This window comes from Frankia sp. AgKG'84/4 (assembly GCF_023242965.2).
Lineage (GTDB): Bacteria > Actinomycetota > Actinomycetes > Frankiales > Frankiaceae > Frankia.
Genome location: NZ_JALKFU020000038.1, coordinates 1 through 19,670 on the forward strand (window position 1 = coordinate 1; position 19,670 = coordinate 19,670).

General features: G+C 71.0%; 11 protein-coding genes and 1 pseudogene. 9 read left to right on the top strand and 3 right to left on the bottom strand.

Going from position 1 to position 19,670, the window contains the following annotated elements:
• Window positions 1–199: pseudogene (locus MXD58_RS05005) on the bottom strand (hypothetical protein); the annotation flags it as partial.
• A 306-nt stretch (window positions 200–505) separates the two neighbouring features.
• On the opposite strand from MXD58_RS05005, the gene MXD58_RS05010 reads away from it, so the two are divergent.
• Window positions 506–895 carry a PPOX class F420-dependent oxidoreductase gene (locus MXD58_RS05010; protein WP_248839526.1) on the top strand — a complete coding sequence of 130 codons (390 nt, stop codon included), beginning with the start codon at window positions 506–508 and terminating at the stop codon, window positions 893–895.
• Window positions 896–1,156: 261 nt separating this feature from the next.
• Window positions 1,157–1,417, top strand: a complete 261-nt coding sequence (locus MXD58_RS31600; RefSeq protein WP_250609078.1) for a hypothetical protein — start codon at window positions 1,157–1,159, stop codon at window positions 1,415–1,417.
• 74 nt (window positions 1,418–1,491) lie between these two features.
• On the opposite strand, the gene MXD58_RS05020 is transcribed toward MXD58_RS31600, so the two are convergent.
• Window positions 1,492–1,821 (bottom strand): nuclear transport factor 2 family protein, encoded by a 330-nt coding sequence (locus MXD58_RS05020; RefSeq protein WP_248839524.1) that lies wholly within the window; start codon window positions 1,819–1,821, stop codon window positions 1,492–1,494.
• 176 nt (window positions 1,822–1,997) lie between these two features.
• Here MXD58_RS05020 and MXD58_RS05025 point away from each other — a divergent pair, with 176 nt between their 5' ends.
• A complete protein-coding gene (locus tag MXD58_RS05025) occupies window positions 1,998–2,477 on the top strand; it encodes a MarR family winged helix-turn-helix transcriptional regulator (protein WP_248839523.1) in 480 nt (159 codons plus the stop codon).
• A 15-nt stretch (window positions 2,478–2,492) separates the two neighbouring features.
• Here the strand turns inward: MXD58_RS05025 and MXD58_RS05030 are convergent, their stop codons facing one another.
• Complete coding sequence (locus MXD58_RS05030; protein ID WP_248839522.1) at window positions 2,493–3,353, bottom strand: polysaccharide deacetylase family protein; 861 nt, start codon at window positions 3,351–3,353, stop codon at window positions 2,493–2,495.
• Window positions 3,354–3,380: 27 nt separating this feature from the next.
• On the opposite strand from MXD58_RS05030, the gene MXD58_RS31005 reads away from it, so the two are divergent.
• Genes MXD58_RS31005 through MXD58_RS05055 form a run of 6 tightly spaced genes read left to right on the top strand, consistent with a single transcriptional unit; the run spans window position 3,381 to window position 19,227 of the window.
• The gene (locus MXD58_RS31005; protein WP_374615651.1) at window positions 3,381–3,728 is read left to right on the top strand and encodes a hypothetical protein; all 348 of its coding nucleotides are present in this window, start codon (window positions 3,381–3,383) and stop codon (window positions 3,726–3,728) included.
• Window positions 3,662–8,869, top strand: a complete 5,208-nt coding sequence (locus MXD58_RS05035; protein ID WP_248839521.1) for a DEAD/DEAH box helicase — start codon at window positions 3,662–3,664, stop codon at window positions 8,867–8,869. Before MXD58_RS31005 ends, MXD58_RS05035 begins: the two co-directional genes overlap by 67 nt.
• An 8-nt stretch (window positions 8,870–8,877) precedes the next feature.
• The gene (locus tag MXD58_RS05040; RefSeq protein WP_250609079.1) at window positions 8,878–11,736 is read left to right on the top strand and encodes a DUF8741 domain-containing protein; all 2,859 of its coding nucleotides are present in this window, start codon (window positions 8,878–8,880) and stop codon (window positions 11,734–11,736) included.
• Complete coding sequence (locus tag MXD58_RS05045) at window positions 11,733–15,767, top strand: Eco57I restriction-modification methylase domain-containing protein (RefSeq protein ID WP_248839519.1); 4,035 nt, start codon at window positions 11,733–11,735, stop codon at window positions 15,765–15,767. The genes MXD58_RS05040 and MXD58_RS05045 overlap by 4 nt, the downstream gene beginning before the upstream one ends.
• Window positions 15,764–18,034, top strand: coding sequence for an AAA family ATPase (locus MXD58_RS05050; RefSeq protein ID WP_248839518.1), 2,271 nt, complete (start codon window positions 15,764–15,766; stop codon window positions 18,032–18,034). Before MXD58_RS05045 ends, MXD58_RS05050 begins: the two co-directional genes overlap by 4 nt.
• Window positions 18,031–19,227, top strand: a complete 1,197-nt coding sequence (locus MXD58_RS05055; RefSeq protein WP_248839517.1) for an McrC family protein — start codon at window positions 18,031–18,033, stop codon at window positions 19,225–19,227. The genes MXD58_RS05050 and MXD58_RS05055 overlap by 4 nt, the downstream gene beginning before the upstream one ends.
• Window positions 19,228–19,670 lie beyond the last annotated feature (443 nt).

Consider the following 19,670-nt stretch of genomic DNA (forward strand, 5'->3'; position numbering starts at 1 on the left):
CGCCGAGAACATGCCCGACGCCGGCCCGCGCCGCGCTGGCCGCCGGTTCCCGCGGGCCGGGAACACTCCGCAGGTCGATCGCGGCGAGCTCCGCCACATCCACGGCCTTCACCCGGCCGAACAGCTGCTGGAAAGGAAGCAGGCCGTCGGTGTGAACCGCCCGTCGGGTCTTCTCCTGCGCGCTGGTCTCGGCAGCCATCAGTCTGTCGAGCAGGCCCTTTCGGTCACGTAACTCGTCCGCCGCGCGTTTGTTGGCCTGGACGAGCTTTACTGCCTCAACAACGGTGATGCCCATGCCCGCCCCCGACGTCGAACGTGAACTCTGTGCTTTTTATATCGTCCTCGACCGCCGCGGGGCGCGGATTTGACCGTGTCTCCGGTACCGGGCCGGTCAGCTGACGGGCGGCACCGGCACCGGCACCGGCACCGAGTGGTGGCGGGAAGAGCGGCGTGCCCGGCCGAGTTGACCTGACGGAACCGATACCGCAGCGAAGAGAGGTCCTCGATGCCCACCGTTTCGCCGAGTCACCGTGACCTGCTGGAAAACCGTGCCACCGTCGCGTTCGCCACCGTCGGCGCCGACGGAACGCCGCAGGTCACCGCCATCTGGGCGATGCTCGACGGCGACGTTGTGCGCACCTCCCTGACCAAGGCCCGGCAGAAGTACCGCAACCTCGCCGCGCATCCCCAGGTGACGCTGTTCGTCATCGACCCGGCCAACCCCTACCGAACCCTGGAGATCCGGGCCATCGCCGAGGTGACCGAAGACCCCGATCTGGTGTTCCTGCGCCGCCTGCTGGCCCACTACGGCACCGACCTGGAGTCCTTCCCCGGCCCGACGCAGGACCGCGTCGTGATCACCCTGAACCCGACCCGCGTCGTCGAGAACGGCTAACCAGCCCGGAACAGGACCCGACGAAGGGCCGATATAGTAAGCTGGTGGTGGCGGAAGAACTGGATGTCAGTTTTGGTTCGCGGGCCACGGTGCGGGTGTATCAGCGGCTGCTGGGGGCGGGTTTTCGCCGGCAGTCGGCCTATCGGGCGGCCATGCTGGGCGGGTTGGCCGCCAACACCGCGTTCGGTCTGCTGAAGGCGGGCGTACATCTGGATTTCCCAGGGGCTGCTCGGCTCGCTCAACCTCAACGGTCGCAGCGAGATGGCCACCCGGGTGAAGGGCGGGTCGGTCGTGGTCGACTTTCTGCGTCCTCTCGATGTGCAGGCCGCTGAGGTCACGACCGAAGTCGGCAGCGTGCTGTTCACACTGATCCCTCGCGCCATTCCGATGCTCGCCATCGGGACCACCATCGGAATGGCGCTGCCCACCGCTTGGTGGGCTGGAATTCCGGCAGATGCTGCTGGTCTTCGGGCTGGCCGATCTGGCGTTCAGCCTTGCGGATCTGATCTTCGGGCATTGTGACCGGATGTCGATCTCGATGCCGGTGAGCGACCCGTCGGGGTCGGGTGCGATTCGGCGGATGGCGCGCACCGGGCTCAGCCCCGGGGGAACGCGTAGGGCAGGTCGTGGCTGATCACGTGCTCGGCGATCAGCCACCGGCCCTCGAGGCGGCGCAGCGTCGACCGGTTGTAGCCGGACTCGATCGGGGTGATGGTCCCCTGCGCGCCCACCGCATCCGCCGGCCACCCGCCTTCGGGCTCCGCCCGGCCGACGACGTTGTAGACGACGAACTGCACGTCGATCGTGGCGGTGTCGCCTTCGACGGCCACGATGGGGTTGAACGTGGTGTGGTGGCTCCAGCCACGCGGCGGGTGCGGGGCCATCAGGCCCGCGACCGCCTGCCCGATCGCCGCCGCTCCCCGCATGCTGCCCAGCGGCCGCCCGCGACCCGCGCGGACCGGGACTGGGCGGGGGATGACGCTGTGACCACGACACGCTCCTTCGTCGATGCCTCGATCCCCGAGGCAACTACCTGAGACTCTCAGGGAACTACCTGAGACTGTCAAGCTTTTACTGGAGAGTCTCAGGTATCGTCTGTGTCGTGGGCACCCGACCGTCCTTCACCGGGGAAACCCTGACCGGCGACATCGCCCGCGGCCGCTTTCCCGAGATCCGTAAGGCGATGCTCGACTTCGTCGGCGCCTACCTGCTCGACTTCGAGACCGCCGCGCAGCGGGCCGGGCTGACCCTTGCCCAGGCGCGGGTCCTGGGCTTCGCGGCGATCCGGCCGTCCTCGATGAAGGACATCGCCGTTCAGTTCGGCTGCGATCCGTCCAACCTCACCGCCAAGGTCGACCGCCTCATCGACCTCGGCCTGGTCGAACGCCGCTCGGATCCCCGCGACGGCCGCGTCAAACTGATCGCCGCCACCGCCGAGGGCACCGCCGCGTCCGCCGCCCTCTGCCACAGCCGCGACTGGCTGGCCGACGTCCTCGGTTCCCTCTCCACCGACGAGGCCCGCACCATCCAGACCGCCTTCGACCTCCTGGTCAACCGCGCCACACCCGACCAGGACAGCTAGCGCGCCGGGAGCCGCTCAGCCGATGGCGCGGGAGGTGCCGAACATGGTGTCCAGGGTGACCGGTTCGAGCTGGCGTTCGGCGATGAGCTGTTCCACGTTCGCGAACAGGCCGAGGATCGTGTTGTGGTTGGCGTGCCCGAGCATCACCGTCCCGGGCTGGAGGTACTGGCTGGCCAGGGCGAGCAGCTGTGCGGGGGTGATCAGGGTGGAATCACCGAAACTGCCGTTCCACAGCAGGACCTTGGTGTAACCGAGTTCGCCGACGAGGGCGTCGACGTGGTGGTTGTGGGAGCCGTAGGGCGGACGGAACCAGGGTCGGCTGGTGATCCCGAAGGTCGACTGGATCCACTGCTCGTTGCGCTCGACGTCCGCGCGGATCGCGGCATCGGCGCGGTGGGCGAGCAGGTCCTTGTGCGACCAGGTGTGGTTGCCGATCTGCACCTGACCGGCCTCGACGAGGGGGCGAAGGACGTCGGCGTGCCGGTTCCAGACCGCGCTGTATGCGCCGTTCGGTGAGAACGTGATGGCGATCTTCGACCGCTGGGCGAACTCCACGTAGCCCGCCACGGTCTGCGCGTCGTAGCCGTCGTCGATGGTCAGCGCGATCCGCCGGGTCTGGCCCGGGGCGCGCGACACCACCTTCGGCGGCCCCGGATGCGGGGGCGGGATCGGTGGCAGTGCCGGTGGGGTCGCCTCGGGTGCGGCGAGCGGGGCGGGAGTCGTCGCGGCCGTGGTTGTGGTCGCGGTGGCGCCGGCGGTGCCCGGGGCGGGGGACGCGGTCGAATGATCGTTCGCGCAGCCGATCAGTGCCTGAGCCGCGCCGATGCTCAACAACGACAGCAGAAGCCGGCGATCCAGCGGCTGATGCCATGACATACCCGAAACACTACGAGTATCCGGTCCATCCGTTTCAGTCGGGAGGCCGGGTACGCGACTCTTGCGCCGAAGCGCCGAAGCGCCGAAGCGCCGAAGCGCCGAAGCGCCGAAGCGCCGAAGCGCCGAAGCGCCGAAGCGCCGAAGCGATCTGGCAGCGAGCTCAGAGGCGTGCGCCCGCGCCCCGTCAGCTCCCGCGACGCTCACGCAGGGCAGGCACCCTGGCGCGCAAGCGACAGGTGGCTACGACGATGCGAGACCGTGGGACTACGGTGTGGTGGCCACTTTTGGGCGGTGTTGGGGGTGTGCCGGTGGATGTGTTCGCTGTACGCGACAGGTTGGTGCAGGACTACGAGGACTTTGTCCGCGGCTTCCTGACCATCCGGGACGCGAGGATCCGTGAGCACGTCGAGAGCGCCATCGAGCAGGGTCTGTTGTGGCCGCAGGCATGGCTGTCGCTGAACCCGGCGTTCGAGCCCGGCGGTGAGATCACCGAGCTGGCGCACGGTGGACCCGACGGCCTGCACCCGGGGTGCGCCGAGATCTTCCGGATTGACGGGACGCCGATCCGGCTACACCGCCATCAGCGCGACGCCGTGGAACTGGCCCGGGCCGGCGCGAGCTATGTGGTGACGACGGGCACCGGGTCCGGCAAGAGCCTGACCTACCTGGTACCGATCGTCGACCACATCCTGCGTACGGGATCCGGCGACGGCATCAAGGCGATCATCGTCTATCCCATGAACGCGCTGGCGAACTCGCAGTTCGAGGCGCTGAAGGAGTTCCTCGGCGACGACAGCCGGGTGACCTTCGCCCGCTACACGAGCCAGGAGGACGACGCGCGTCGGCGGGAGATCCTCTCGGAGCCGCCGGACATCCTGCTGACGAACTACGTGATGCTGGACCTGATCCTCACCCGGCCGGAGGAGCGGCGACGGCTGATCCAGCGGGCGGAGGGCCTGCGTTTCCTGGTACTGGACGAGCTGCACACCTACCGTGGCCGCCAGGGCGCGGACGTGGCGATGCTGGTCCGCCGGGTCCGGGACGCCTGCGGCAGTGTGGCCGTGCAGTGTGTGGGCACGTCGGCGACGCTGGCCACAGGTGGTCCCCGTGCCGAGCAGCACGCCGAGATCGCGCGTACCGCATCGACGATGTTCGGCCAGCTGGTGGCACCGGAGCACGTGGTGGACGAGACGGTGCGCCGGGCCACCGTGGACATTCCCGTAGAGCGGGCACGGCTGCGTGCGGCGGTGGCCGAACATAGGCCTGTCGCCGCGCTGCGTGACGACGTTCTGGCGAGCTGGGCGGAGTCCCAGTTCGGCCTGGCGGAGCAGGACGGCCGGCTGGTCCGGCGCCGTCCGCGCACGCTGCCGGACGTCGCCGTCGAACTGGCCGGGCTCACGGATCTGCCCGTGGAGGACTGTGAGCGCGCTCTGCGCGAGACACTGCTTGCCGGCAGCCGGCAGGTCGACGAGTTCGGCCGGCCGCTGTTCGCGTTCCGACTGCACCAGTTCGTCGGCAAAGGCGACACCGTCTACGTGTCGCTTGACTCCGATGAGTCCCGGCACGTCACGACGCGGCGTCAGCTCGCGCACCCGGACGACCCGGCGGCGATCCTGGTGCCGCTGGTGTTCTGCCGAGAGTGTGGCCAGGAATATCTGGCGGTGTCCCGTCGAAACGGCCGGTTCGGGATGAGTGGCACCGCGGCCGAGGTGGAGGACGACGAGCGCGGCGGCTACCTGTACGTGTCGTCGTCGGCCCCGTGGCCCCACGGAGTGGACGCGGTTGCCGGTCGGCTGCCCGCCTCCTGGCTCGCGTCAGACGGCTCCGTCCTGCCGAACCGGGCCAGTCTGCTTCCCGATCCGATAAGGGTCGCGCCGGACGGCCGCCAGCTCGGCGACCACGACGTCGGGGGTCTGCCAGCGGCGTTCGTGGGGTCGCCGTTCCGCTTCTGCCTCAATCCAGACTGCCGGGTGTCCTACGAGTCGCCCCGCCAGCAGGACTTCGCGAAGTTGTCGAGTCTTGGTTCCGAGGGCCGCAGCTCGGCGGCGACAGTGCTCAGCTCCAGTCTGATGAGGGCCCTACAGGATCAGAAGGACCTGCCTGACCAGGCCCGCAAGGTGCTGGCGTTCACGGACAACCGTCAGGACGCCGCCCTGCAGGCCGGGCATTTCAACGACTTCGTGCAGGTGAGCATGGTGCGCGCGGCGCTGCACCGGGCGTGCGAACTCGCCGGCCCCGACGGGCTGACCCACGACGGGATCGCCGGGGCCGTGGTGCGCGCCATGGCACTGCCCCGGGAACGGTACGCGGTCGCCTCCCGGGCGAAGGGCTTCGCCCGGGAGGAGACCGACCGGGCGTTGCGTCAGGTCGTCGAGTACCGCCTGTACCTCGACCTGCAACGCGGGATCCGGATCACGATGCCGAACCTGGAGCAGGCCGGTCTGCTGCGCCTCGACTACCGCTCGCTGGACGAGGCGGCGGCCGACGACGAGGTGTGGCGTGGCGGCGAGCTGGCCGACGTCGCCGCCGGCGAGCGGCTGCGCCTTGTCGCGGTGCTGCTGGACGAGATGCGCCGGGCGTTGTCGCTGCGCGCGGAGGTGCTCTCCCTCGACGGCTTCGAGCGGGCGAAGTCGCTGGCGAACCAGCACCTGACGGAGCCGTGGTGGCTGGAGGAGGAGCCGTTCGTCGCGGGCAGGCTGCTGCCGCGGGCCAAGCGCAGAGACGAACCCCGGGTGGACCAGTTCGTCTCCGGACGGTCGGCATACGGCACCTACCTGCGGCGCGAGCTGCGCGCCCGGACCGGTTGCGCGCTGTCCGTCGACGACGTCGAAGTGGAGATCGTCAGGATCCTCACGGTGCTCGAGGAGGACTACGGCATCGTGCACAAGGTCGACGACGGTCCTAAGGGGACGGTCGGGGCCGGCTACCAGCTGAACGCGGCGGCCCTGGTGTGGAAGGCCGGGGACGGCACCCGGCGGGCACCGGACCCGCTGCGGGTCACCGTCGGCGATCAGGGTGGGCGGCCGAACCGCTACTTCGTCGGCCTGTACCGGGAGCACGCCCGGGAGCTGGCCGCGCTGTCGTCAGCCGAGCACACCGCGCAGGTTCCCGCGCTCGTCCGGGAGCAGCGGGAGCAGGCGTTCCGGGAGGCGGAACTGCCGGTGCTGTTCTGCTCACCGACGATGGAGCTGGGCGTGGACATCTCCGCGCTGAACGCGGTGCTGCTGCGCAACGTCCCGCCGACACCGGCGAACTACGCCCAGCGGTCCGGCCGGGCCGGCCGGCAGAGCCAGCCCGCCCTGGTGGTCACCTACTGCACCACCGGCAGCGCCCACGACCAGTACTACTTCCGCCGGTCCCAGGACATGGTCGCCGGCGCGGTCGCTCCGCCGCGCCTGGACCTCGCCAACGCGGACCTGGTCCGCGCCCACGTGCAGGCGATCTGGCTGGCCGAGACCACGCAGAAGGCGCTGGGCAGCTCACTGGTGGACATCCTCGACGCCGCCGGTGAGAACCCGGGCCTGACGCTGCGGCCCGAGGTGGTCGCGGCGATGTCGGACGAGGGCGCCCGGCAGCGAGCGACGCGGCGGGCCCGCCAGGTGCTGGAACACACCCGGGAGATCGTCGGCGCCGGCTGGTACGACGAGGGTTGGGTCGGGCGGACTGTCGGGCGCGCGCTGGAGAACTTCGACCGGGCCTGCGACCGGTGGCGGACCCTGTACCGCAACGCCCAGTCGGAGTTCGCCGAGGCCAACACCGTGATCACCGACGTGTCGGCGTCGAAGGACGCGGTGAACGCCGCCCGGGCCCGTCGCAACGAGGCAGAGGCCCAGCTCGACCTGCTGCGCAACGCCGAGACCTCGCTGGACCAGAGCGACTTCTATACCTATCGCTACCTCGCCTCCGAGGGATTCCTGCCGGGGTACAGCTTCCCTCGCCTGCCGGTGTCGGCGTTCATCCCGGCCCGTCGTGGTCGCCGGCAGTTCGAGGGCGACTACCTGTCCCGGCCGCGTTTCCTGGCGATCAGTGAGTTCGGCCCGGGGGCGCTGGTCTACCACGAGGGTTCGCGCTACGAGGTGTACAAGGTCGCCCGGTCACTGCGCGGGGACACCGCCGGTCAGCCGCGGCTCGCGCTGGAGGCCGCGAAGGTCTGCGCCGGTTGCGGCGCACTGCACGGCGCCGCCGACGACGTGTGCTCCTCCTGCCCCGCCGAGCTGGGCCCGGCCTGGAACAACCTGCTGCGGATGACGACGGCGAGCACCCGCCGTCGGCAGCGGATCAGCTCGGATGAGGAGGAGCGTCGCCGGCAGGGCTTCGACATCCGCACGGCCGTGGCGATGCCACTCGTCGGTCCGGACCGTCGCGTCGAGGCGACGGTCGAGGCCGCGGATGGGACGCGGCTCGCGCGGCTGGCCTACGCCGACGCGGCCACGATCCGGCGGATGAACATCGGCCTGCGGCGACGCAGGCGCAAGGACGTGATGGGTTACCGCCTAGACGCGGCCACCGGTCGGTGGGCCCGCCGCGCCGATCAACCCACCGACCCCGGCGACCCCGGCGACCCGGCCGGGCGGAACCCGCCCGCTCGCGGCGGCCCCTCGACCGGCGAGCTGGTCATCCCTTACGTCCAGGACAGCCGCAACGCGCTCGTCGTCGAGTGGCGGGCCCCGTTGCGCCCGGAGGCGCTCGCGAGCCTCCAGTACGCGCTCAAGCGTGCAACGCAGATCGTTCACGACCTGGAGGACTCCGAGCTGGCCGCAGAGGCACTGCCGCATCTATGGGACCGCCGTCGGATCCTGCTGTACGAATCGGCCGAGGGCGGCGCCGGGGTGCTGCGCCGACTGCTGGACGACGGCGAGCTCGACGCCGTCGCCCGGTGCGCGCTGGAGTTGCTGCACTTCGACCTGGACGGCAGCGACCGGGGCGCCCCCGAAGGAGTGCCGGAGCGCTGCGCGCGGGCCTGCTACGACTGCCTGCTGTCCTACGGCAACCAGGTCGAGCACGAGCTGCTCGACCGCTTCCTGGCCCGGCCGCTGCTGCTCGCGCTGGCCGACAGCAACACCAGGACACTCACGCCGTCCCCGTCCCCGTCCCCGGGCTCGGGCGCGCGGCTGTCCGCGGACCACGCCGAGGCCGGCACCGGATCCACACCGATGGCGGGCGTCCCCGTCCCCGCTGCCCCTCCCGCCGGGGCCGCGGGCGATTCGCCGCGGGCCCGGGCGGCGGTGACCGAGCGGTTCCTGCGCTGGCTGGGCGACCACGGACACCGGGCGCCGGACGAGACGGCCATGTTCGTCTCGGCGGCGCGGGCCCGGCCCGACCTGATCTATCACCTCCCACACGGCGAGGTGGGTGTGTTCGTGCGCTGCGGGGCGGACGACGGGAGCACCGGCGACTTGGCGGTCGACCGGCTCGCCGCGCTCGGCTGGACTGTGATCGAGATCGGTGACGAGGACGAATGGGAGTCACAGGTGGCGCAGCTGCCGAGCGTGTTCGGTCCGGTGCTGACCCGGTGAGCACCACTGTGGCAACCCAGACCGGCCTGAGTTTCGTCCCCGGCTCCCTGGTCCGGGCCCGCGGCCGGGAGTGGGTCGTGCTGCCCGGCGGCGACGCGGGCCTGGTGCTACTGCGCCCGCTCGGCGGCACCGACGACGAGATCGCCGGCGTCCTGCCGGCCCTCGAACCGGTTGAGCCCGCCACGTTCCCGCCGCCGGACGCCACCGACCTCGGCGACGCGGCCAGCGCCCGGCTGCTGCGCAGCGCCCTGCGGCTGGGATTCCGCTCCTCTGGAGGCCCTTTCCGCAGCCTGGCCGGGCTGGCCGTCACCCCCCGCTCCTACCAGCTCGTCCCGCTGCTGATGGCGCTGCGGATGGACACCGTCCGGCTACTGATCGCCGACGGTGTCGGGATCGGCAAGACGATCGAGGCCGGCCTGATCGTCACGGAGCTGCTCGCCCAGGGCAGCGCCACCCGGTTCACCGTGCTGTGCTCACCCGCCCTGGCCCAGCAGTGGAAGGCGGAGCTGACGGAGAAGTTCGCTCTGGACGCGACGCTGGTGCTCGCCTCGACCGCCGGCCGACTGGAGCGCACCCTGCCGGCCGGGGAGTCCTTGTTCGAACACCACCCGTACACGATCGTGTCCACGGACTTCATCAAGGCGGCCCGCCGCCGCGACGAGTTCCTGCGGGCCTGCCCGGACCTGGTCGTGGTGGACGAGGCACACACCTGCGTCGCCGCCGATGACGGGCGCACCGGCGCCCTCTCCCAGCAGCGCCAGGCTCTGCTGACCAGCCTGGCCGCCGACCCCGACCGGCACCTGCTGCTGATGACGGCGACCCCGCACAGCGGGAAGACCTCGGCGTTCCGGGCGCTGCTGGCCCTGCTCGACCCGGCCCTGGCCGACCTGCCGCAGGACCTCTCCGGTCCGGCGCGGCGCCGCGACCGGGAACGCATCGCCCGCCACCTCGTCCAGCGCCAGCGCGCCGACATCCGCGCCTACCTGGACGAGGCGACGTCCTTCCCGAACCGGCTGACCGCCGAGGAGAACTATCGACTCACCCCTACCTACCGGGCGTTGTTCGACGACGTGCTCGCCTACGCCCGCGACAGCGTTCACGACACCCGCGGCGGCGCGGTGGCGCAGCGGGTCCGCTGGTGGTCTGTGCTCGCGCTGCTGCGCGCACTGGCCTCCTCGCCAGCCGCCGCGGTCGCCACCCTGCTCAACCGTAGCGGGGTGGCCGACGCCGACAGCGTGGCCGAAGCGGACACGCTCGGCCAGGCCGGGGTGCTCGACCCGGCCGACGCGAGCGCCACCGACGGCGCGGACACCAGCCCCGGCGCGCAGCTCGACCCGGTCCGCACGCGGCTGCTGGCGATGGCGGTCAGCGGGGAGAAGCTCAAGGGCAAGGCTGGCGACGCCAAGCTGGCCAAGGGCCTGAAGATCGTCAAGGAGCTGCTCGACGGTGGCGACGCGGTCGTCGTGTTCTGCCGGTACATCGCCACCGCCGACTACCTGGCCGCCGCCCTGCGCGCCGAGAAGGGCTTCGCGGACGTCGAGGTCGAGGCGGTCACCGGGCAGCAGCCGCCGGACGACCGGGCCCTGCGCGTGGCCGGTCTCGCCGCGCGGTCGGCCGGGACGAACCGCCGAGTGCTCGTCGCCACCGACTGCCTGTCCGAAGGCATCAACCTGCAGGAGCACTTCACCGCCGTCGTCCACTACGACCTGTCGTGGAACCCGACCCGGCACGAGCAGCGCGAGGGTCGGGTCGACCGGTTCGGGCAGACCGCGCCTGAGGTGAAGGCCGTCACCTATTTCGGTGCGGACAATCCGATCGACTCGCTGGTGCTCGACGTCCTGCTGCGCCGGCACGAGGTGATCCGCCGCGACACCGGCGTGTCGGTGCCCGTCCCCGCCGACTCCGACCTGGTGCTGTCCGCGGTCCTGGAAGGCCTGCTGGCCGCGAATGCCGCGCCGGACCAGCTCGAACTGGCAGGCATCGGCGAAGCCGCCCGGGCCGACCTGTTGGCGACCTGGCAGTCGGCGGCCGAACGGGAGAAGCGCTCCCGTACGTTGTACGCCCAGGAACAGGTCCGCCCGGAGGAGGTCGGCCGGGAGGTCCAGGCGATCCGCGGCAGCCTCGGCGGGCCGGCCGAGGTGGCGGAGTTCGCCCTGGCCACCCTCGCCGCGTTGCGCGCCCCCGCGCACCGCGACGGCGAGCACTACCTGGCACCGACCGCCGGCCTGCCCCCGGCGCTGCGCACGCAACTCGGCGTCGGCGGCGAGCTGCGGCTAGCCCGGACGCTGCCGGCCCCGCCAGCGGCAGCCGTGCTAACTCGCACCGACCCGACCATGGAGGCCCTCGCCCGGTACGTATTGGACACCGCGCTCGACCCGGTCGGCGTCGACGAGGCCGACCGACCGGCCCGCCGCTGCGGCGTCATGGTCACCGACGCGGCACAGGTCCGCACCATCCTGCTCCTCGTCCGCTACCGGCTGCACCTGACCCTGCCCGGTCGCACCGGGCCGCGCACACAGGTCGCCGAGGAGGCACGCATCGTCGGCTTCACCGGCACCCCCGCCGCCCCGACCTGGCTGGACGACGACCAGGCCGCCGCCCAGCTCGCCGCCCGACCGGTGGCCAACTATCCCCGCGACCTCGCCGCCGCCGACCTGCGCCGGCTGACCTCCCGCCTCGACGGGCTCGCCGGCCACCTCGCCGACGTCGGCGCCCAGCTCGCCGCCGACCTGCTCACCAGCCACCGGCGGGTCCGCGAGGCCGCCGGCAGCACCGGCAACCTGGTCCGCCGCGGGCTGACTGTCACCGCCCAGCGTCCCGCGGACATCCTCGGCGTCTACCTGCACCTGCCGGCGGGCCACGCGTGACGACCCCGCCCGCCACCGGGGCCTTCACCACCGTTCGCAGCGTCGGCGGTCTGCTGCCCACCGACCTGCTCGCCGCCGTCGCCGCCGGCGAGCGCGACCTGCCCGGACTGCACCCCGCCGACTACGGCCTCGTCGGCCGGGAGACCCTACGGGAAGGCGCGAACCGCTCGTTCACCCGCCTGCAGGCGGCCTGGGCCGACTTCCGCCGCCTCGTCCCGCCCGGCCCCGTCGCCGGACCCCAGACCGAGGCGACCCGTAACCGCTGGCTGCGCGTCCTGTTCAGCGAGCTAGGCTACGGCCGACTGCCCACCGCCCCGGCCGGCGGCATCACCATCGACGGACCGAGCGGCGTGCGCGCCTACCCAGTCTCCCACCTGTGGGCACACACCCCCCTGCACCTGCTCGGCGCCGGGGTCAACCTCGACCACCGCAGCGCGGGCGTGCCGGGTGCCGCCAGCTCCGCACCACACTCCACCTTGCAGGAGCTGCTCAACCGCTCGCCCGACCTGCTGTGGGGGTTCGTCTCCAACGGCCTGCGGCTGCGCCTGCTGCGCGACTCGGCGTCCCTGGTCCGGCAGGCCTACGTCGAGTTCGACCTGGAAGCGATGTTCGACGGCGAGGTGTTCGCCGACTTCGTCCTGCTCTGGCTGGTCACCCACGCCAGCCGGGTGGAACCCCGGCCGACCAGCGATGCCCTCCCGCAGACCTGCTGGCTGGAGACCTGGCGCGGCGAGGGAACCCGACGCGGAACACGCGCACTCACCGCCCTGCGCGCCGGCGTCACCCAGGCGTTGACCGTCCTCGGCCGCGGCTTCCTGCGCCACCCTGACAACACCGCCCTGCGCGCCGCACTCGCCGATGGCAGCCTGCCCGGCCGCGAGTACTACCGGCTGCTGCTGCGGGTCGTCTACCAGCTGCTCGTCCTGTTCGTCGCCGAGGACCGCGACCTGCTGCACCCCGGCGGCGCCGCACCGCAGGCCCGGACAACCTACCGTCGCTACTTCTCCACCGACCGGCTGCGCCGCCTCGCCCGCCGCCGGCTGACCGGCGGGCGCCACGGCGACCTGTGGGCGGCCCACCAGGTCGTCCTGCAAGGCCTCGGAGCTGAGAACGGCCGGCCCGAGCTCGCCCTGCCCGGCCTCGGCGGCATCTACGAAACCGGCCAGCTCGGCCAGCTTGGCGACGCCGCGCTCACCAACGCCGACCTGCTCACCGCCGTACGCGCCCTGTCCGTCATCCGGGATGACAGCGGCCTGCCCCGGTCGGTGGACTACCGCAACCTCGGCGCCGAGGAGCTTGGTGGCGTCTACGAGTCGCTGCTCGAACTCGTCCCCCACCTCGACCGGGACACCGGCGTGTTCGCCCTCGACGTCGCCGCCGGCCACGAACGCAAGACCACCGGCTCCTACTACACCCCGCCCGGGCTGGTCGAGATCCTCCTCGACGAGGCCCTCAACCCCGTCCTCGACGCGGCGAGCCAGACCACCGACCCCGAGCAGGCCCTGCTGGCAGTCACCGTCTGTGACCCGGCGTGTGGCTCCGGACACTTCCTCGCCGCCGCCGCCCGCCGCATCGCCCGCCGGCTGGCCGCCGTTCGCACGGGAGAGGCCGAACCCCCGGTCGAGGCCACCCAGACCGCGATGCGCGACGTCGTCGCCAGATGCCTGTACGGGGTGGACATCAATCCGCTGGCCGCGGAACTCGCCAAGGTCGCACTCTGGCTGGAGGCACTCGACCCCGGTCGGCCACTCTCCTTCCTCGACGCCCACATCAAGGTCGGCAACGCCCTGCTCGGCACCACCCCCGACCTGATGGACGCCGGCCTGCCCGAGGACGCTTTCAAGGGCCTCGTCGGAGATGACCCCGCTCAGCTGCGGGCCTACCGGAAACGCAACAAAGACGAGCTGAAGAAAGCCGCCGACGGCTACAACGAGTTGCCGTTCGCCGACCCCAGCGAGGCCTGGCGGGCCGACTTCCGGACGCTCGCCAGGCTGCCCGAGGACAACCTCGGCGCCGTGCACGACAAGGCGCGGCGGTGGCGCCAAGCGGAGGCCAACGTCGAGCTGGACCACGCCCGGCTGGCCGCTGACGCCTGGTGCGCCGCGTTCGCCTGGCCACACCGCCTCGACCCCGCCGCCGTCGCCCGCGAGCAGGAACGTCGGAAAAAGACCAGCACCCCGCTGCCGGTCACCGAGCTGCGTGCCGACCCACCGCCGCCCACCACCAACGACATCAGGCAGATCCGCGAGGTCGGCGCGGACGCGCTCACACCGGCGCAACTACGGGTTCTCACCGCCTTACGGGACCGCCACCGCTTCTTCCACTGGCCCCTGGAGTTCCCCGACACCCTGCCCGGCGGCTTCTCGTGCGTCCTGGGCAACCCACCCTGGGAACGGGTCAAGCTGCAGGACGAGGAGTTCTTCGCCAGCCGCGACCGGGAGATCGCCAAGGCGCCGAACGCGGCCGCCCGCAAGAAAATGATCGCCAGGCTGGACGAGGAACGACCCGCCCTCGCCGCCGAATACCAGCGCGCTCTGCGCGACGCCGACTTCGCCAGCCACTTCGCGCGCGACTCCGACCGCTACCCGCTCACCGGCCAGGGAGACATCAACACCTTCCAGATCTTCGCCGAGCACGACCTGTCCCTCGTCGCGCACCACGGCCGACTCGGCGTCATCCTGCCCACCAACATCGCCACCGGCGACACCACCGCCCCCTACTTCCGCCACCTCGTGGAGACCTCCACCCTCGCCGCCTTCTACGACTTCGAAAACGAAGCCAAGATCTTCCAAGATGTCGACCACCGCGTCCGCTTTGCCCTTCTGGTGGTCAGTGGGGGAACACCCATCGAGAGCGCCTCCTTCGCTTTCTCCACCCGCTACCTGGACGACCTGCCGGAGCGTCGTTTCCCGCTGGCGCCGGGGGAACTGCTGCTGGTCAACCCGAACAGTGGCACGACTCCGGTCTTCCGGTCCCGCCGGGACGCCGAGATCACGATCGGCATCCACCGCCGGATCCCGGTCCTCGTCAAGGGGCAAGAGAACCCTTGGAACGTGACGTTCCTCGCCATGCTCCACATGGCGAATGACTCCGGTCTGTTCCGCACGGAGAAGGAACTTCTCGACAGCGGATGGGCGGCCGAGGGCAACGTCTTCGTCCACGGCGAGGAGCGGATGCTGCCACTGTTCGAGGCCAAGATGCTGCACTCCTACGACCACCGCTACGGCACCTACGAGGGCCAGACCCAGGCACAGGCGAACCAGGGCACGCTCCCTCGCCTGACCACCGAGCAGCACGACAACCCTAACGAGGTGGTCTGGCCCCGTTACTGGGTCGCCGAGGAGCACGTCGACAAGGCGCTCGGTGAGCGCTGGAACCGCGCCTGGCTACTCGGCTGGCGAGACATCGCCCGCAACGTCGACGAGCGCACGATTATCGTTTCGACGATGCCGACCAGTGTCGTCGGCCATACAATGCCACTCTTGCTGTCACCGACGACGGGAATGGCAGGGTTATATGCGAACTTCTCGTCGTTGGTGCTTGACTACGCCGCTAGACAGAAATTAAGCGGTACTCATCTGGTATTTGGGATTATAGCGCAGCTACCTGTGCTGCCGCCGGAAGCGTACATCCGCCCGATGTCCTGGGACAGCGGAGTGGAGTTGCGGGACTGGGTGGCGGATCGGGTGCTGGAGCTGTCCTACACGTCATGGGACATGGCTCCCTATGCCGAGGATCTCAACGCGGGCGATGGGGCGCCGTTCCGGTGGGTGCCGCAGCGCCGGGCGCAGCTGCGGGCCGAGCTGGACGCCGCCTACCTGCACCTGTACGGGTTGGACCGGGATGAATCCGAGCATGTCCTCGATTCGTTCTTCGTGCTGCGCAAAAACGAGGAGAAGGCGTTCGGCGAGTTCCGCACCCGCCGTCTCGTCCTCGCCGCCTACGACGGGATGGCCACCGGCAGCTTCACCTCGCCCCTCGACCCGCCCCCTGGCGACGGCCCCCGTCACGCCGACCGGGGCCGCGCGTGACCGGCACGGAGCGAATCTATGCGGCCGCCCGAGTTCTCCTGGCGGCTGGCTTCGACGCTGATGACTCGGCGTTCACGCCCGGCTATCCGGTGTGGACACAGACCAACGCGACGGACCTGGCTGCACGGCTTGAACTCCAGCCGGGTGCGGCGCAGGGGAAGAAGTCTCCGTTTCTGCAGCGCTACCGGGCGTCACTGGAGGGAGCAGGGCCGGAGGTCATGCAACTCGCGGCCGAACTGCTTTACCTGAACCTGCTGGCGCCCTCCGACATCAAGGGGGTGACGAAGCGGGTGGCGTTGCGCACCGTGCTGGGGACGCTGTCCCGCGCTGTCGCCGTACCGGCTGAGCTCGACGCGGCACTCGACGGTGGCGTCACGTCCTTTGGCCCGGCAGTCGCCTACCGCCACCAACAGATCGCCTGGTTGGCGCGGGTCGTCGCTCACGTCGGGACACAGCCGCGGCAGGACAGGCGCGCGGCCCTGGACGATCCGTGGAAGTTCCGGGCTCTGCTCGACGAGACGCCGAATTCCTCCGCCATGGCCCAACGGCTCGCGCTGCTGCATCTGGCCTTCCCGGCCACCTTTCCCGACGCCGTGAGCAGCACCGGACTCAAGGCATTCGTCGCGGCGAACGCCGCCGAGATCGGTAGCCCCACCGGGGACCTGGAGCGGGACTGCGCCGCGATACGTGCCGCGATCGAAGCCCGCGAAGGGCCGTTCAGTTTTTCGCGGTGGTTGGAACAGCGGGCGAATTCCGCGCCGGCCGGACAGGCCACGTCACGTCCGTACCGCCGGGGCTGGCTCGTGCGCGGTGCGAGCGTTCAGGGCCGCAACCTCGTGCCCCGCTGGATTGTGAAGGGCTACTGTTCGATTTCGATGCCGGACTACCCGGTGGTCAACCCTGGCTTGACCCGCAGCGAGATCGTCCGCGTCGTCCGGGACACCGAGCCAGGGCTGAGCCCTGCCCTGGAGCGAACGCGGGTCATGCTGTTGGACCAGTTCCTCAACCGGATGGCCAAGGGCGATGTGGTCGTCACCGTGAACGAGGCCCGAGTGCACGTCGGCATTGTCACGGGCGAACCGTACTGGGTCCCGGGCCCGTACCCTACCCACTGCCGCCGGTCGGTTCGCTGGTTGGACGCGCCGCTGCGCCGCAGCGATCTCTCCGATGTCGCGCAGGATCGGCTGACCGGCCAGGCTGGCCTGGTCGACCTGGGCGAGACGGCCCGGGAGATCGCCGAACTGGTGGAACTCGACCCCCTGACGGACGTCGACGACGGCGATGGGTCGCCGGATGACAAAATCTCGCCGGACGGTCTGCCGGAACCGACCAACGTCGTGGTCGAGCAGCCACCGCTGGCCGGGCTGCCGGAGCCGACGGAGGAGCTGGCCGGCGAACTGCTGGTCGACGCGGACTGGCTGGCCGAGACCATCGACGTGCTGGCGGAGAAGAAACAGCTCGTCCTGTATGGCCCGCCCGGCACCGGAAAAACCTATCTGGCGCAGGAGATCGCCCGGTTCCTCACCGACCAGACCAACGGCAGCCCCCGGCTGGTGCAGTTCCACCCGTCCTACGCCTACGAGGACTTCGTCGAGGGGTTCCGGCCGGGGCTGGGCGCCGATGGCACGTTCCGCTTCTCGAAGGAGTACGGCCCGCTACGCCGCCTGGTCGACGACGCGGCAGCAAACCCGTCGGGCGCGTACGTCCTGGTGATCGACGAGATCAACCGGGCCAACCTGGCGAAGGTGTTCGGCGAGTTGTACTTCCTGCTCGAGTACCGCAACCGGACCATTGAGCTGCAGTACTCCGCCGGTGAGGAGTTCCGGCTGCCGCCGAACGTGTTCCTCATCGGCACGATGAACACCGCCGACCGTTCGATCGCCCTCGTCGACGCGGCGGTGCGCCGCCGCTTTGCCTGGCAGGGCCTGTTCCCGGGCGAGCCCCCCGTGGCGGACATGCTGCGCCGCTGGCTGGCCAAAAACGATCTGCCCGCGCGCGTCGCCGACCTGCTCGACGCGCTGAACGCCGCGATCGGTGACCGGGACGCGTCGGTCGGGCCGTCCTACCTGATGAACAGTCGGGTGGCGACCGAGGCCGGGTTGGCCAGGATCTGGCGCACCCAGATCCTGCCGCTGATGGAGGAACGCCACCTCGGCGAGCACGCCGACGTGGCCGCCTACGTCCAGGGCCGTTACGGGCTGACCACGCTGCTCACCACACTCCCCACGGACGAGCCGGGCGGCGGCGATGAGGCTGCCGGTCGGTGAACGTGCGGACAGCGCCGCGGCGGGTCGTCCTGGCCGAGTACGAGACGCGGGCCGTCCCGGGCCTGCCCGAGGACGTGACCCGCACGCTCGTCGCGACCGGTGCCGTCAGCGCCAGCCGCGACCTCGACGGCACGCTGCGCCTGACGGCGTCGACCAAAGTCGGTCTGGTCCGGGCCGGCGATCTTGAGCTGGTCGTTCGGCCCAAGCTTGGGGTGGCCCGGCTGCTGTGGATGGTCGGCCACACCCGGGACCCGGCTGGCTGGCGGGACGACGACGTGAACGTCGACCCGGCTGACGACCTCGTCGCGGCCCTCGCCGTCGCGTTCACCAACCAGGCTGCCCGGGCGCTAGCCGGCGGGCCGCAGCGCGGTTACCAGCCGGTCGACGAATCCTCCTCGGTGCTGCGCGGACGGCTGCGCGAAGCCGACCAGATGCGCGCCCGGCTCGGCGCCGCCGTTCCGTTGGAGGTGCGCTACGACGACTACACCACCGACATCCCCGAAAACCGCATTCTTGCCGGAGCCACCCGCAGGCTGCTATGTGCCCCCAGCGCCCCCGCACCCACCCGGGCCGCGCTGCATCGTCTCCAGCGGCAGCTCGCCGACGTCACCCCGCTCCTCGCCGGAATTCCACCGCCGCCGACCCCAGCCACCCGGCTCACGCGCCGCTACCAGCCAGCGCTACGGCTGGCGCGACTGATCCTGGCCAACCGGGGCATCGACATGCCCCCGGCCGCCAGTCCCGGCACGGTCGCCGCGACCGGCTTCCTGTTCGACATGTACGCCGTCTATGAACGGTGGCTCACCGCCAGTCTGCGCCGCGAGCTGGAGCGCCATGGCGGCGCCGTCGACGGCCAGCGGGTCGTGCACCTCGACGAGGCCGAGAAGGTGGCTGCCCGCCCCGACATCACTTGGTGGCAGGGCACCCGCTGCCTTGCGGTCATCGACGCCAAGTACAAGGCCCACGCGTCCGTGCCGACGGAGGACCTCTACCAGCTGGTCACCTACTGTGCCGCGCTCGGACTCCCCGACGGCCACCTCGTCTACGCCGGCGGCTCTCCCATCACCCACACCATCCTCCGGGCCGGCGTCCGCATTCATGCCCACGTCGTCGATCTCAGTCAGCCTGTCCCCGTGCTCCTGGACCAGATTGGCCGCCTGGGTGCGGCCGTCCTGGCTCCCGCACGCAGGTGAAGGGTCTGCCCTGGGTCGCTCAGGGGTAGCCGCGCCGATGGCGGATCTCCAGGGCGGCCCCGCCTTCTCCGGTCCGAGGAACGTGGGTGACGTGCTCCTGGGCCGCCCGGCGGCCTCGACCCGCCAGGCGTGAAACATCTAGAGGTTTGATGTTGTCGTGTGGGCGACGTAGATCAACGAGAGGGTGCAGCGCTGATGTAGACGCCACTGGCTGAGGTCTTCACCTGGCCGCATGATTCGACGTTCCCGGCGCAGGCCCGCTGTCCCGGTGCGGGCGGTCCAGCATGTCCGAGCTGCTCCTGCCGCGGCGCGGCACCCCCGTGGCCTGGACGACGCAGGGCTGGCTGCACAGCGCGGTGGAACTCGGCCGGGGGGGGGGGGGGGGGGGGGGGGGGGGGGGGGGGGGGGGGGGGGGGGGGGGGGGGGGGGGGGGGGGGGGGGGG